Origin of the sequence: Pseudomonas sp. 18058, from assembly GCF_902706155.1 — a bacterium.
In the GTDB taxonomy this organism is placed as follows: Bacteria; Pseudomonadota; Gammaproteobacteria; order Pseudomonadales; family Pseudomonadaceae; genus Aquipseudomonas; species Aquipseudomonas rustica.
In genome coordinates, this window is sequence record NZ_CACSJY010000068.1 from 1 (window position 1) to 15,093 (window position 15,093).

Below are 15,093 nucleotides of genomic sequence, written 5' to 3' on the forward strand. Positions count from 1 at the left end.
AATTCTTCAACAACTTCAACCACTTGCGCTTCAGATCTCTCGTCAGCGGGAGGCGAATTCTACAGCGTTACACGCTGCTGTCAACACCTCTTTTTCAACTTCCTTTTGGCTTCGATGAACTGAAGCACTTGCTGCCGAAACCTGCATAACCCATTGAATCTCAAGGAGTTTTCCGTTTCGACTGCGCCGGAAGTGGGGCGAATTATAGACGTCTGGAATTTGACGTCAACGTCTATTTTCATATTTCTGTCACATTGGTCAAAAAAGCCCGCAAACACGAAGGCCGACCCCAAGGGGTCGGCCTTCGTTGCCCTGCTCTTTTATATATAAGCTGCGATCGCTGTACCTGAGCCTCACGGATAGCTAAACGACTTAACCAGCGTCAACTTCCCCACCGCGCGCATCGGGATAAGGAACGTCTCCATCTTCTCGCTCGGTGTTCCCTCTTCGGTGATCACCGTTACCTGCGCCGTGGTTAACGGCTGCACCGCGTCATCCCCTCCCTCTTCATCTCCTCGATAGCCACCGCCGTAATAATTCACGTAAACCAGATACTGACCCTTGATCGGTGCCGGCATGGCGAAGATTTCCGGGCCGTAACCAGTGGTGACGTCGACATCCAGCGCTGCACCGTTTGGCGCGACGCGATTGCCGTACCAGATGTGCGCGCCATCGGGCGTGACGAGGTGCAGGTCGAGGTCGGTACCGTCGCTGTCCCATGCCAATAAAACGCGAAGCTTGGCCGGGGTCGCACCACCACTGGTATTGAGGAACTGCGTGCGGTGCCGTTGTTGTCCGTCGGGACTGCGCACCTCGACACTGTTGCTCCCATTGGGAAAAGAGAACGGTCGATCAAAGCGCCCGGACTCGTCAATTTTCAACGGCATGCTCACGCCGTTGACGATCAATCGATCCGGCTCATTGCCCTTCGGCGTGGCTTTGATCTCGCCACTGATGCGCGCGGTCTTGGCTTGGCCAACCGGCGTATTCACTGATGAGGCCGGATAGTTGACGGTCTGACGAAAATTTTCGCCCTCGCCTTCGGGTGCGCCGCTGCGCCAGCCACCGACCGGCGTGTCGAGTTTGACGCTGTCGGCAGCCATGGCCACGGGCAGCACATTAAAGGCACAGAGCAGCAGCAAGACCTGTGGATAACGGAGTGTCATGGTCTATTCCAGCAAAAGGTGACGGGCGAGCCCTTCGATGTAGGTTTCATCCTGGCCATTGGGGTGTGCTTCAAAGGCAAGGTGCAGATATTCGTGAGTCAGATCGAGGCGATCCTGCAAGGTCAGCACGCCGCGCACATAAATGCGCTGGCGTTCGCGGTCGACGTAAGGTCGTCCGAACGCGAGTTTGCACACGGCAAATGTGCTGACTTCGTTGTAGCCGGTTTCGCTGTCCAGTTTTGGCCGCCAGCCACGACGCTGTTTTTGCAGCCAGTCCTGTGCGCCGGGCAATGCTTGGCAAGAAGCAATCGGGTTATCCCAACGGCTGAGGCTGGCGCGCGGATAGGCGTGTAGCAAAATCGCGTCATATCGTTGCCCCGCATTCGCCTGCTCGACAGCCTGCTGCCAAGAGAGTTTGTCCGGGCCGGGCTGATCCGAGTGATAAGTGACCGTACTGCCGGCCAACACCAGATCGGTTGTCCACGCGGCAATGTTGCGCGATTCGACAGAGGCCGGACGCGGCGCAACTCGCTGCCGATTGCTACTGTCATCAATGCTCTGGCAATCGCCATTGCGTGTCGCGTTCTGCAATAGATAGGTGCGAATGGCGACGGCAAGCGCTTTGGCAGCTTCAGCGGGTTCGGCTTTGGCTTCGCGCTCGAGGACTCGGGCGACGTATTCTTCGCGATCCACGCGGGCGACGAGTTTGTCGTTGAGCAGAAACAGTTCGCCGTCGCTGTGGATATCCAACGCGTTGCCGTTGGCGAACTCGACACGGTAGTCACCCTTTAGTGAACCCGATGCCGCGATACGTTCGCCCGCTAAAACCCTCGAAACCGGATATTTCGAAAACAGGCCGACTTCAACACAGCGTCCCGCGTCCACCGGCCATACCACTGGCAACACGGTCGACAGCGCCTGCCCGAAATGACGCAAGACCATCTGACTGGTGCCGCGCCCGCCCGCCCAGATCGGCGAGCCGTCAGCCGTCCAACCGGCGAAACCACCCTGCCGTGACTGGGGATCCCGATCGCCGAGCCAGCTCCAGGTTTTCACCCGTAGACGTCCGCCCAGTTCACCGACGACATTGCCGTCCGCTGCATTAAGCAGCACATCGAGCAGCACCCGCCGCGCCTGATCCTGCGCCGGCAAAGTCGCCAACACCTTAAGTAACTCGACAACGGAAACACGTTGCGCCGGCTGCACCGATGGCAAATCCAGCAACCACGACGGCGCCTGCCGCGCCTGCCAATAAGCACGCCAATCCCCAGCCGCGATCCCCAACCGCGAAGGCTCGAAATACAACCCGCAAGACTTCACCAACGCCTGATCACGTTCGATCTTGCCGCCCGCCGTGCAGCAATAAACCTCTTCCTTCGACTGCCCGCGACATTCATATGCCGGTTCCTGCACGCCGGTATCCACCAGCCACGCGTAGACGAACAACTTCCACAGACTGCCCAGAGGCGCGTCTAGCGTCGGTGGCAACGGTTCGCGAGCAATCAACTGCGTGTGATTCAGCGACAACAACTCGCCTTTGTAAGCCAGACGCAGCGGCTCATCCTGCGCCGTCGCCAGCGCAGGCATCACACACAACATCAGCCACAGCAGCGAGCGGATCATGTCAGTTGACCGTGACCTGACCGAGCGCGGCTTTCGCTTCCTGGGCCTGATGCTGCGGCGCGTAAATCTGGGTGAAGCGCACCGGCGGCAGGTTGAACTGGCCTTTCTGCGAGAAACGCACCAGATGACGCAGACGCAACTCGCCGCTCAGCGCATCCACCGGCACCGCGTAAGCCAGTTGTCCCGGTTCGAAGCGCGCCTTCTCCAGCGCAGTCGGCTCAGTGCCTTCCTTACCCTGCAACTTGATGCCCCACGTCGTACGCTCGACATCGGCACCCGGCGGCAACGGCACTTCGAGCATGCCGTAACGCAGCGGCTTCGGCGCTTTGCTGGTGAGGATCACTTCGTCCAGATACAGGCTGTCGCTGGACAACGGCTTGTTGCCGACCGGCTCCAGTTTGAAGGTGAAAGCTTCGTCGCCCGGCACCAGTCGCGACAGACGACGAGTAATAGTCACGGCCATCGGATCGACTGCCGGTTGCTGAGTCTGGAAGCTCAGCGCCGCGCGCAATGGACGCTCCTGAGTACCGGAAACCGTCAATACGCTTGGCACCGGCGTCGCGCCCTGCCATGTCCAATACATCTCACCGGTTGCACCGTAGTTTTTCTTCCAGCCTTCACCCGGCGTCAGCGCGATGGTCGGCGAGGCTTGAGCGATGCTGCGTTGCAGCCAGGTCAGCGCCAGCGCTCGCTCCAGGGTCGATTGCTGCGGCAACAGACGTTGCAACAAAGCCTGCGCGCGCGCCTGATCAAACGGTTGCAGCGACAAATTCAGCGCTTCGGCAAATGGCTGCGAACTGACCGACAGACGCTGTTGCGCAGCGCCCACCTGACGATTGAACGCTTCCGGCAAGGTCACTTTCGACTGCGCGGCCAACGCTGCGGTCAACACCCGCGCCGCCGCCAGACCAAGCGCTGAATCCGGATCGCTCATCACCAAACTGTTTTGGCCATCGTCGAGCATGGTTTCGGCATTGCCTTCACCAGCCTTGGCCAGATCCTCCATCAATCCTGTCAGCAACGTATTCACCGGCAGATACATCTGTTTGGCGAACGACAGAATCAACGCGCGCTGCAGCAACGGCGTGTTCGGCGCTTGTTTGGCGTAAACCTCCAACACTCGCTGCCAGTGCTCCGGCGGCAAGGTCAGTTCCAGCACTTGGCTGGCGTTGAAGTCGGCGTAATAGGCGTAAGCGGTGAGGAACGCATCCGGCTCACCGTCGTAGCCCCACCACGTAAAGCTCGCCGAAGGCCCGGCCATTTGCACCAGACGCAGGCGGCTGTTTTGCATGATCAGGCGCAAGCGATCGCGGATCTGCGGGTTCGACGCCAGCGATGGATAAGCGATGCTCAACGGCAGCAAGCGGCTGGCCGTTTGTTCGACGCCGCCGTACGGATAGCTGAGCAGATCATCGAGCGCCGAGCGGAACAGCGCTTGCGGACTGTCATCCAGGCGCAGGCGAATATCGGTGGCATCCGCTGGCAGGCTTAACGGTGTATCGCCGCTGGCGACGTCGAGACTTTGCGTCTGCGTCACTTGCCAGCCATCACCCGTCGAGCTGAGGCGTACAGCCAAGGCATCAGCAGTTTTACCGTCCTGCACCAGTTCCGCAGTCCATTCGCCGGAAGCCAATGCGAACCCTGGCAGTGGCAGGTAATTGATGCCGTTGTTCAAAGTCACCGGCAAACGCTGTTCGGTGCCAGCGTAGTGAGTGACCAGTTCAGCCTTCACCGGTTTCTCGGCCTGACTGAACGCGAACACACCAAGCTGTGGCTGATCACCTTTGCGGAATTTGCTCGGGCCGCTCCACTTCAGGTACAGCGGTTTTTCCGAGCGCACGAACTGCTTCTTCTGCCCGACCTGACCGTCGTCGGCGATCGCTCGGGCAGTGATGCGCCAGCGGGTCAGCGAATCTGGCATCTTGAAGGTGAAGCGGGTTTTGCCGTCGGCACCGGTCAACAACTCCGGTTGCCAAGCGGCGGTGTCGACGTCTTCACGACGCGGACGCTCCAGCACTTTCACCCCGCGCTCACTGCGGTTGGCTTTGCCCGGCGCACCCGGACTGCCCGGCAGCGCGACGTCATAACTGATGAACGACAGGCTGGCGCTGGTGCGCACGTTGTTGCGGCGCGGGTGATAGAAGAACTGGTCGATGGTCGGCGCGACTTCCGGTTGCAGCGCGTAAACCATCTCGTCGACAACACTGACGGTCAGATGCGCCGGTACCGCTTTGCCGGCGAACTGCGTGGTCAGGTCAACCGTGACGGTGTCGCCCGGCAGATAGACCTGTTTGTCAGTGCTGATCGCCACGTCGATTTGCGGCGCGATGACTTTGATCCCGGCGTTCTGGAAACTGTACTGACCACCCTTGGTGTAGAGCACGGAGAAGGTCAGGTTCGGCGCGAAGTTATCTTTCACCGGGATGCGCGCGCGGTATTGGGTGTCGCTGAGTTTTTCCAGTTTCAGCCAATCACCACCCTTGGCCAGCAGCGCAGTGGCTTCGACTTTGTCGCGCTCCAGCGACAGCAAGGCATCGCTGACCGGCTCCGGGAACGTGATCAGCGCCAGCGCCTCATCACCAGCCTTGTACTCAGGTTTGTCGAGGACGATTTCCACGGTACCTGGCACTGCTTTGACGCCATCGCCGGTGACCGAATGCCCGGTGGCACCGAGCACGCGACCGTGTTGGTCTTTCAACGTCAGGTTGTAAGTGCCGGGACGATCGAAGGCCAGACTGAAGCCCTTGTCCGTCGCCGCAAGTTTGCCTTCGCCCGTGCTCTGGTCTTCCAGGCGCACCCAGCCATAAGTGCTCGGCGTCACCGCTTTGCTCCGCTCGCTGCCGCCCTCGTTGGCGTAGCTGAACGCAACCTTGTCGCCGACCGCACTGAAGCGTTGCGGCGCGCTCAAGCGGAAGCTTGCGGCGCCACGGTCAATCAGGATTTCCTTGGTGGTCTTGACCCGATACGCCGCGCCATCGCTGGCAAACACGGTGAGCATGTAGCGGCTCGGTTTGTCGGCGGCCGGCAGGTCGAGGGTCGCGTTGCCTTTGCTGTCTGTGGTCAGTTCGGTGCTGGTCAGTTCCACAGGGAATTGCCCGAGGTATTGCAGCTCGTTGTCGACCATCGACAGTTGTTGGGCACGCAGACTCAAGGTCAGTTTGGCGTTGGCCACCGGTTTGCCGTCCGGGTACAGCAATACCAGACTGCCCTTCACCGGTTCGCCGGTGCGGTAATCCTGTTTGGCCAGGTTCAGCGAAATCTCGAAGTGCGGCTTGATGTACTCCGCTACACGGAAGGCGCTGCTGTAGGCCTGATCCTTGTAGTTGAAACGAATCTCGTAACCGCCCGCCACCGCGTTATCCGGCAACTGGAAGCGGCCCTGAGTGCCGGCCTTCGAATCGAGTTTCAAATCGAGGTGCTGCAACTCGGTGCCCGTCGCATCCAGCACCGCGACGCTGACATCCGCCGCCCCCGGCAACACCGAATCCCGCGCATTCTTGAACTCACGACCAACGATCTTTAACGACACCCAATCACCCGGGCGATACAGCGGCCGGTCGGTGAAGGCATAGAGTTTGGTGTCGTAGATTTCGCTGTCGTAATAGAAGTTTTCGGAGACGAACACCCCGCCCTCTTCGTCCTCGCCGATGACGAACGAGCGCTCAGGGCTGACGTGTTTCAGGCGCAGCAAACCATCAGTGTCGGTCGCGCCGCTGCTCAGCACACCGAGGCCATCCGTCCACAGCACATTGACCTTCGGCACCGAGCTGCCTTCATGTTTGCGTGCGGCCCAGACCAGCAATTCATCGCCGGCAATTTTGCTCACTGCCACCGTGTTGGAAACGAAGACCATGGTGGTCGCGCGGTACTTGCCGATCAGCGCTTCGACCAGATACAGACCGGGTTTCAGATTGCCCAACGGGATGTAAACGTTGCCCGGTGCGACGCTGACGAAATCACTGGAAGACCCCGCCAGATTCACACCTTCCGGTGGCTGAATCGGCTTGGCCTGCCACAACGGATAGCGGAACTGGCTGACCACCGGCAGACCCGGAATCAACGCAAATTGCGGCTGCGCGTCGTACGGCGTCGGTGCGGCGATGGCGTTGCCCATCTTCAGTTCCGGCACTTCTTCTGTGACCTGTTTGCGCGACTCATAAGAGAACGCGCGCTGCATCACCCGACGGGATTTGCGGTACCAGTTATCCCACAGGTACGCGAGAGTGTTGGACAGGCCTTCACCCTTGAACTGACCGTCGCTGACCACGCGATGCAGGTTCTTTTGGCGCTTGAGGAAGTCCAACGGCTTGTCGATGCGGTACACACGAATGTCGGCGCCGCCATACGGTTCCATGCGGAATCGACGGTAATCGCGGCCCGGCGCTTCGAGGCGAACCATTGCCTGTTCATCACTGGCGAAACTGCTGTCGGCGAGCAGGAAAAAGCTCTCACCGGAGACCGGCGTATAGCCGCTCGGCTCGACGGTATCTTCGGCATTCACCGCCGAAAAAGGCAGGGCTAATACCAACAGTAGGGGCAGGAAACGCAACATGCGGGCACCGGTCATTGGGAGAGAAAGTTCAGTCGATAGACGCCGATGAAGTTGGGGTTGGCTGCGTCGGGTATCCATCGGGTGTCCTTCCATGTCATGAGTTGCTGCAGGCTTGCCGAACGCATGCCGTTGTCAGTCGGGGTGGTGGTGCCGGTGTGATAGGCGATGTAGCGGCCCATCCAGATCATCAGGTGCTGGTCGTCGCCCTGATCGAAAAACATCAAATCACCCGGCCGCGCCTGCGACACGTCGCGGCTGACCAGATGGCTGTTGAACTGAATCAGTTTGATCGCGTTGACGTAAGGCCCGACCTTGCCGCCACCCTGCTGCCATTGCTGGGCGAGCTTGCGTTGGTCATCGGTCAGCGACAGCTCCGGCGGCAGATAACGATTGGACAGGCCATTGCTGCGCAGCCATTTATCGTCGTGGACTTTCAGCGCTTCGTTGGCGGCAAAACGTACCAGCCCGGCGCAGTCCTGCTGGTACCAGCGCGGGCTCGGGCCTTGGCTCAGTTGCTCCTGAGCGATGCGCACGAACCAGGCGCGAAACACCTGGGACTGTGCCGGATCAAGCGCCGGCGCTTCGACGGCTCGGGCTCCCGCACTGAGTAACAGTGCGAGCAAGCCGAGACTGCGGATCAGTGTCGTCACAGCGCTTTCCACTCCAGCGGCAGCCATTGCCAGTGGCCGTCAGGCTCGCTGCCTTCGGGCAAGGTCAACGCGTATTTGCCGTAACCGCCGAGAGTGCGCAGTTTCGGGATCAGGTAGGTTTGCGCGGCGTTGTAAAACACCGGTTCCATGTCCTGCGGCAGGCTGTCGAGGGTTTCCTGCTGCATCAGTTGCGCCATCGAATCCGGGCCGAAGTAGATAGGCATCAGCACATCTTTGGGCAGCACGTCGGCCATCGGCGGGAAGCGTTTGTCGAGGGTGCCGAGGGCCTTGTCGACGAGTTTGTCATCGAGGGAGAAGAGCAGCGTCGAACCGTGGCGCGCGAGACTGACTTTCATGAAAGCCTTGCCGGAAATAGCGTCCGGGTTTTCGGCATCTTTGGCTGCGTAAGGGCCGAAGTTGGAGCTGACCTGACGCTGCCAGACGTGGTTCAGGCCTTCCTGTTTCTCGACCACCGGAAACACGTTTTCTTCAACATTGGACTCAAACGCGCCGACCATCGAGCCGAACAATTTGCCGAGGTGGCCGTCGAGTTTGCCACTGTCTTCATCTTTCAGACTGGCGACCAACAGCGGCGTGTACACACGCGAATCGGCGTACCAGCAAAGGCCTACTGCACCCGCGACGTGTTCGGTGAGGGTTTGCGCCACGGCTTCTTCGGCACCGAGTTTTACCAGCAGCGGTTTTTGCGGTTCGGCCGCGACCGGCAAGGTCACGCAGGCACTGGCACCGAGCGGCATCGCCTGCCAGACCGGTTTGAAATCGAAGTCCGGCTGGTTTTCCAGTTCATCCATCGCGAGGTAGCTGTGCCAGCCCTTGTCGTCCATGTCGAAACGCAGCCCGGCGAAGTTCGGGATGAAACGCTGATAACCCATGGCGAGGACGCTGGAATTGACCGACAGACGCTGTTTGGTTTCCGGGGTTTTCGCTGGCAGACCGAAGGCTTCGGTGAACAGTTTTTCACCGTTGAGCAGCGCCGCGAATGCCTGCGGTGAGACGTGACCCGACTCTTCGGAGGTGCCGCTTTCCGGATCGTAATACTTGGCCGGGTTGGACAGCACCACCAGTTTGTCGCCGTGAGAAGCGAACAGCAGGGCTTTGCTCGCGTTGTAAGTCAACTGATAGAGCGGCACGGTGTCGCCACCGACCTTGATTTCGGCAATCTGGCTGAGTTGCGTGTCATCCAGTGCGACCTTCGCCAGCGGCTCGAGCAATTTGGCCAGACCGCCGCGATCCATCACCAACAGGAAGTCCTTGAGGCGACCATCCGCCCCGCGCCACAGCGCCACGTCGGCCGGTTGATCGAAAAGCGCTTCGATCAGGCTGTCCTGCAACTTCAGATCATGCTCGTAGATGATCCGGCGCAGGCTACCGATCAGGCCGAGACGATCGGCGTGGGTTTCGTAATAAAAGACGAAATCTTCGGTGAGCGTGGCTTTGAGGAACGGCACGGTCAGCAAGTCTTTGGGCAACTGGCTCAGGGAATGTGTTTCGAGCAGCGCGTCCGGGCGACTCAGGCCGAGCTTGTCACTGGCCAATTCCGCTGGCGGCGCCTTGGGTTTGAGCAACAGCCAGCCAAAACCACCCGCCACGCCAGCCACCAGGCACAACCCGGCCAGCAGCAATGGCCAGCGCCGCGAAGGTTTCGCCGCTGGCGTGTCGACAGCCGAAGTCACAGTGTTTTCGCTCATCTTTTCAAAGCCCGATTTCATCCGTGCAGCGGGATGCTTATTAATAGTTGAAAGTCTTTACCAGCAGCAGATCACCGATCGCCCGCAGGGGCACGATGAACGTTTCGCGTTTTTCGTCGACGGTGTTTTCGTTGAGCACCAGCGTGATTTGCGAGGTGATCACCTCGTTCTGATTGCTGGTCTCCTCGAAGTTATAGCCGCCGTTGCCGAAGTTGCCCCAATAGTTGACGTAAACCAGATAGGTGCCATGCAGCGGCGCGGTCATGGTGAACATTTCCGGGCCGGGGCCATCGACGCCATCCGGGTCGAGCCCGCCGCCATTGCTCAGCGCCGACTGCGCCCAGAACGCATGCTGACCGTCGGGCGTGACAATGTGCAGATCGAGTTCGGCTTTCGGATCGTCCCATCCCAAGACAAGACGAATACGCGCCGGCGTGCGCAAATTGTTTGCTTCATAAAACTGCACACGCTTCAGCGACTGGCCCTCGGCGCTGATCACCTCGACGCTGTTGGAGCCGGCGCCGAACGCATACGGCCGGGCGAAACGCCCCTGGTCGTCGGTGTACAGATTCAGTGGATTGCCATTTACCGCAAGGCTGTGTGGCGGGCGCAGATGCCCGATGGCTTTGAGCTGACCCTGGATCATCGTGCGATTGCGCTGAATGCCGCGATCGATCGGCGGCGTCGGGTAGGCGACTTGCGTGTTTTCCGTACGATCGAGCAAGCCGTGATAGCGCCAGCCACCGACCGGTTCAGACAGTTCGGCAGTCGGCGCGGCCCACAGCACTGACGCGCAGGCCAGACCGATCAACAGCAAAAGAAGTGAACGCATGTGATGCCTCCTGCCATGCCTGAACGAAACCTTGCACCCGATCCTCGGTACTTCACAGCGGTGAAACTGCGTTTCGTCTGAAAGACCCGTGACTGTCGGGTCGTAGAAGGCGCGAAGATTAGCCATTTGGTGGTTTTTTAACAATCGGATACATCTGGATTTGCGGCGGGAATCACGCAGGTATGTTGGACGTGAGCCGAATAAGTATGTGAAGGGCTACAAAGTTGAAATCTCTCGCCCCATTGTTACTCGGCGAGACTCACGGAGATCGCCTGAATATCATTGCAAGCCAAATAAGCCTTGCCGTTTTGCGAGATTTTTAGCTCACCCAGGAAAAGCGCATAAGCACCCGCCAATTCCTCAATATCGTCGACGTTGAACCGCTGCGCGAACACGTTCACAAGTTCATTGGGAATCACGACACTCACATCATCACGTCCGCCACTGTTTAACCAAAGGCTTCCGCCACCATCGCCCTTAGCATCGGAAATCATGCCCCAGTACCCGCGATACACCCCTTCATGACTCCCGTCGATATCAGAGAACTCGACAAAAAAGTTCTGACTCGGAACTCACCTGCTGGCATGGCAATTAATTGGTCTGAGTTCCTGAACCCATCACTGTGCATAAGATTTTTTAACAATGTGCTTAGACGTCGATGCATGACGGCATTACGAGGACCGCTTCCTCCTCCTACGAATCGCCCTCCTCGCCCTTGTGGATTCGCTGGTTCATTCGGATTTACATGAGTTACTGGGCCTGCACCGTAAACAAAATCGATTTCAATCCGTTCACCTGAATTAATGCGCTCGACTTGATCAGGTCCTGCGCCTCCACGATATCGTGGTTCTGCGGCGGCCAAGGAACACCCGGGCGCGTGTGGTCTAGCACCAAAGCAAGCCGCCTGCCCACTTGTTGACTCTTTTCGATAGAACGCCGGGCCAGCGCATACTGGGCAAGCCAAAAAACGGCGAAGCTGTGCGACATCGTGTTCACTCAAACCTTCAAATTGCCGAACGGTGTATCTCTCACCATTCAAAGTGCAGTGTGCAACATCCATCTGGGTTATCTCCTTTATAGACCCACTGAAGATGGCACACCGCCACCCCTTCTTCTCTACGACCTTGATCGAATGCCAACACATGCAGATTCTGCTAATACAAAGCCTAGGAAAAATCCTGGTCTGGCACATTAGAATTTGCATGAGCGTCGCCCCCCCCGCTCATTTGCCCATAACCCCCCTATCTGCTAGTGTCGCGCCGGTTTAACGTCAACCGGAAATCGCCGCCATGGCCCGCAAAAAAGCTGCACTGGATTTCGAACAGTCCCTCGCCGACCTGCAAGCATTGGTCGAGCGTCTGGAGAATGGTGAATTGTCGCTGGAAGACTCGCTGACCGCTTTCGAGCAGGGCATCGGTCTGACCCGTGATTGCCAGGCAGCGCTGGCGCAAGCCGAGCAGAAGGTGCAAGTGCTGCTGGAGCGTGATGGCGAACTCGCCGAGGAACCCTTCGACGCGGAACAGCCAGAATGATTGCAGCGTACACGGCGACCAGCCAGAACCGCGTCAATGCGGCACTGGAAACCCTGTTCAATGCGCCGCTGCCAGAGCTGGCACGTCTTTATGAAGCCATGCGCTACAGCGTGATGAATGGCGGCAAACGCGTGCGTCCGCTGCTGGCTTATGCTGCCTGCGAAGCGTTGGGCGGCAAGGCTGAGCAAGCCAACGGCGCGGCTTGCGCGGTTGAGCTGATTCACGCCTATTCGCTGGTTCACGACGATTTGCCGGCGATGGACGATGACGATCTGCGTCGCGGCCAGCCGACCACCCACAAAAAATTCGATGAAGCTTGCGCGATTCTCGCCGGTGATGGCTTGCAGAGTCTGGCGTTCAGCGCCCTGCTCGATCCGCGCCTGAGCGATTGCACGAGCGATATCCGTCTGCAAATGGTCACCGCGCTGGCGCAGGCTGCAGGCCCGGCGGGCATGGTTGGCGGCCAGGCCATCGACCTCGGCTCGGTCGGCCTCAAGCTCGATCAAAAAGCCCTCGAACAGATGCACCGGCACAAGACCGGCGCGCTGATCGAAGTCAGCGTCAGACTCGGCGCTCTGGCCAGCGGCCGTGCCGAGAAAGACGAACTGCGTGCCCTGCAGACTTATGCACAGGCCATCGGCCTGGCGTTTCAGGTGCAGGACGACATCCTCGACGTCGAAAGCGATACCGAAACCCTCGGCAAACGCCAGGGCGCTGACATCGCTCGTGACAAACCAACCTACCCGGCATTGCTCGGCCTCGACGCCGCCAAGGCCTACGCCCTGGAACTGCGCGATCAGGCTCTGCATGCGCTGCGACCGTTTGACGCGGCGGCTGAGCCTTTGCGTGAGCTGGCCCGGTATATCGTTGAGCGGCGCAACTGAGCGCCGAGCAGCCAAAAAATACCAACGCGTGGGCAGGGGGCGATGCATCAGGTAAACTGCCGCATCTTTTATACCTATAACGATTCGCCTGATGCCCACGACGTTTCATGAGATTCCCCGCAAGCGCCCGACCACGCCCCTGCTCGACCGCGCGAATACGCCGGACGGCCTGCGCCGGTTAGGCGAAGCCGAGCTGGAAACCCTGGCCGATGAGTTGCGCCTGGAATTGCTCTACACGGTCGGTCAGACCGGTGGGCATTTCGGTGCCGGCCTGGGCGTGATCGAGCTGACCATCGCGCTGCATTACGTCTTCGACACGCCGGACGACCGGTTGCTGTGGGACGTCGGTCATCAGGCTTATCCGCACAAGATCCTCACCGGTCGTCGCGAGCGCATGGGCACGCTGCGTCAGAAGGACGGCATCGCGGCGTTCCCGCGCCGCGCCGAGAGCGAGTACGACACCTTTGGCGTCGGCCACTCCAGCACCTCGATCAGTGCAGCGCTGGGCATGGCGATTGCCGCCCGCCTGCAAAACAGTGATCGCAAGGCGATCGCGGTGATCGGCGACGGCGCGTTGACTGCCGGCATGGCCTTCGAGGCACTGAACCACGCGCCGGAAGTGAACGCCAACATGCTGGTGATCCTCAACGACAACGACATGTCGATCTCTCGCAACGTTGGCGGTCTGTCCAATTATCTGGCGAAGATCCTGTCCAGCCGCACTTACGCGAGCATGCGTGAAGGCAGCAAGAAAGTCCTGTCGCGCCTGCCCGGCGCCTGGGAAATCGCCCGTCGTACCGAAGAATACGCCAAAGGCATGCTGGTTCCCGGCACCCTGTTCGAAGAGCTGGGCTGGAACTACATCGGCCCAATTGACGGCCACGACCTGCCAACGCTGATCGCCACGCTGCGCAACATGCGTGATCTGAAAGGCCCGCAGTTTCTGCACATCGTCACCAAGAAAGGCAAAGGCTTCGCTCCGGCGGAAGTCGACCCGATCGGTTACCACGCCATCACCAAACTCGAACCCCTGGACGCTCCGGCCGCTGCGCCGAAGCAAGCCAGCGGGCCGAAGTATTCGGCGGTGTTCGGCGAGTGGTTGTGCGACATGGCGGCGGCGGATCCACGCTTGGTCGGGATCACCCCGGCAATGAAGGAAGGCTCGGATCTGGTGGCGTTCAGCGAACGCTTCCCGCTGCGCTACTTCGACGTGGCAATTGCCGAGCAACACGCGGTGACGTTCGCCGCCGGCATGGCCTGCGAAGGCGCAAAACCGGTGGTGGCGATTTACTCGACGTTCCTGCAGCGTGGTTACGACCAATTGGTGCATGACGTTGCGGTGCAGAACCTCGACGTGCTGTTCGCCATCGACCGTGCCGGTCTGGTCGGCGAAGACGGCCCGACCCACGCTGGCAGCTTCGACCTGTCGTACCTGCGCTGCATTCCGGGCATGGTCATCATGACCCCGAGCGATGAAAACGAACTGCGCAAAATGCTCACCACCGGTCACCTCTACAACGGCCCGGCGGCGGTGCGCTACCCGCGCGGCAATGGCCCAAATGCAACCATCGAAAAAGATCTCGAACCGGTGGAAATCGGCAAGGGCATCGTCCGCCGTCAGGGCAACAAAGTCGCCCTATTGGTGTTCGGCGTGCAACTGACCGAAGCGCTGAAAGTCGCCGAGAAGCTGGATGCCACCGTGGTCGACATGCGTTTCGTCAAACCGATGGATGAAGAACTGGTGCGCGAGATTGCCGGCAGCCACGAGTTGCTGGTGACCATCGAAGAGAACGCGATCATGGGCGGCGCCGGTGGCGCGGTCAGCGAGTTCCTGGCGCGGGAGAACATCCTCAAGTCGATGCTGCATCTGGGCTTGCCGGATATCTACGTCGAACACGCCAAGCCTGCGCAAATGCTGGCGGAGTGCGGGCTGGATGAGGCCGGGATCGAAGCGTCGATTCGTCAGCGTCTGGCGCTGCTCGATAAATAAACGCAATACCCTTGTGGGAGCGGGCTTGCTCGCGAAGAGGTCGGCACATCCAACATCAATGTTGAATGTGCTGACGCCTTCGCGGGCAAGCCCGCTCCCACAGTGTTTTGTGGAAACCAAATATTTGTGTACACCTGAAATTCCCGATGGATTGC

11 protein-coding genes are annotated in these 15,093 nt (G+C 59.6%); 3 read left to right on the forward strand and 8 right to left on the reverse strand.

Annotated elements, in window-relative coordinates; genetic code table 11:
* Window positions 1-353 precede the first annotated feature (353 nt).
* The 8 genes from GVL50_RS25225 to GVL50_RS25260 form a co-directional block, all read right to left on the reverse strand.
* On the reverse strand, window positions 354-1,166 hold the full coding sequence (locus GVL50_RS25225; protein ID WP_159815444.1) for a YfaP family protein: 813 nt from the start codon (window positions 1,164-1,166) through the stop codon (window positions 354-356).
* A gap of 3 nt (window positions 1,167-1,169) precedes the next feature.
* Window positions 1,170-2,789 (reverse strand): DUF2300 domain-containing protein, encoded by a 1,620-nt coding sequence (locus GVL50_RS25230; protein ID WP_159815445.1) that lies wholly within the window; start codon window positions 2,787-2,789, stop codon window positions 1,170-1,172.
* Window position 2,790: 1 nt separating this feature from the next.
* Window positions 2,791-7,356 carry an alpha-2-macroglobulin gene (locus tag GVL50_RS25235; protein ID WP_159815446.1) on the reverse strand — a complete coding sequence of 1,522 codons (4,566 nt, stop codon included), beginning with the start codon at window positions 7,354-7,356 and terminating at the stop codon, window positions 2,791-2,793.
* Window positions 7,353-8,018 (reverse strand): DUF1175 domain-containing protein, encoded by a 666-nt coding sequence (locus GVL50_RS25240; protein WP_178124219.1) that lies wholly within the window; start codon window positions 8,016-8,018, stop codon window positions 7,353-7,355. Before GVL50_RS25240 ends, GVL50_RS25235 begins: the two co-directional genes overlap by 4 nt.
* On the reverse strand, window positions 7,988-9,700 hold the full coding sequence (locus GVL50_RS25245) for a DUF2138 domain-containing protein (protein WP_159815447.1): 1,713 nt from the start codon (window positions 9,698-9,700) through the stop codon (window positions 7,988-7,990). Before GVL50_RS25245 ends, GVL50_RS25240 begins: the two co-directional genes overlap by 31 nt.
* A 40-nt stretch (window positions 9,701-9,740) precedes the next feature.
* Window positions 9,741-10,532 (reverse strand): YfaP family protein, encoded by a 792-nt coding sequence (locus GVL50_RS25250; protein WP_159815448.1) that lies wholly within the window; start codon window positions 10,530-10,532, stop codon window positions 9,741-9,743.
* 245 nt (window positions 10,533-10,777) lie between these two features.
* On the reverse strand, window positions 10,778-11,026 hold the full coding sequence (locus GVL50_RS25255; protein ID WP_159815449.1) for a hypothetical protein: 249 nt from the start codon (window positions 11,024-11,026) through the stop codon (window positions 10,778-10,780).
* 256 nt (window positions 11,027-11,282) lie between these two features.
* Window positions 11,283-11,528 carry a hypothetical protein gene (locus GVL50_RS25260; RefSeq protein ID WP_159815450.1) on the reverse strand — a complete coding sequence of 82 codons (246 nt, stop codon included), beginning with the start codon at window positions 11,526-11,528 and terminating at the stop codon, window positions 11,283-11,285.
* Between the two features lie 293 nt (window positions 11,529-11,821).
* Here GVL50_RS25260 and GVL50_RS25265 point away from each other — a divergent pair, with 293 nt between their 5' ends.
* The 3 genes from GVL50_RS25265 to dxs all read left to right on the forward strand — a co-directional run bounded on the left by GVL50_RS25265 (window position 11,822) and on the right by dxs (window position 14,938).
* Entirely contained in the window at window positions 11,822-12,064 is a 243-nt protein-coding gene (locus GVL50_RS25265) for an exodeoxyribonuclease VII small subunit (RefSeq protein ID WP_159815451.1), read from the forward strand.
* The gene (gene ispA / locus GVL50_RS25270) at window positions 12,061-12,948 is read left to right on the forward strand and encodes a (2E,6E)-farnesyl diphosphate synthase (RefSeq protein ID WP_159815452.1); all 888 of its coding nucleotides are present in this window, start codon (window positions 12,061-12,063) and stop codon (window positions 12,946-12,948) included. The genes GVL50_RS25265 and ispA overlap by 4 nt, the downstream gene beginning before the upstream one ends.
* 91 nt (window positions 12,949-13,039) lie before the next feature.
* The gene (gene dxs / locus GVL50_RS25275) at window positions 13,040-14,938 is read left to right on the forward strand and encodes a 1-deoxy-D-xylulose-5-phosphate synthase (protein ID WP_159815453.1); all 1,899 of its coding nucleotides are present in this window, start codon (window positions 13,040-13,042) and stop codon (window positions 14,936-14,938) included.
* The last annotated feature ends 155 nt before the right edge of the window (window positions 14,939-15,093 follow it).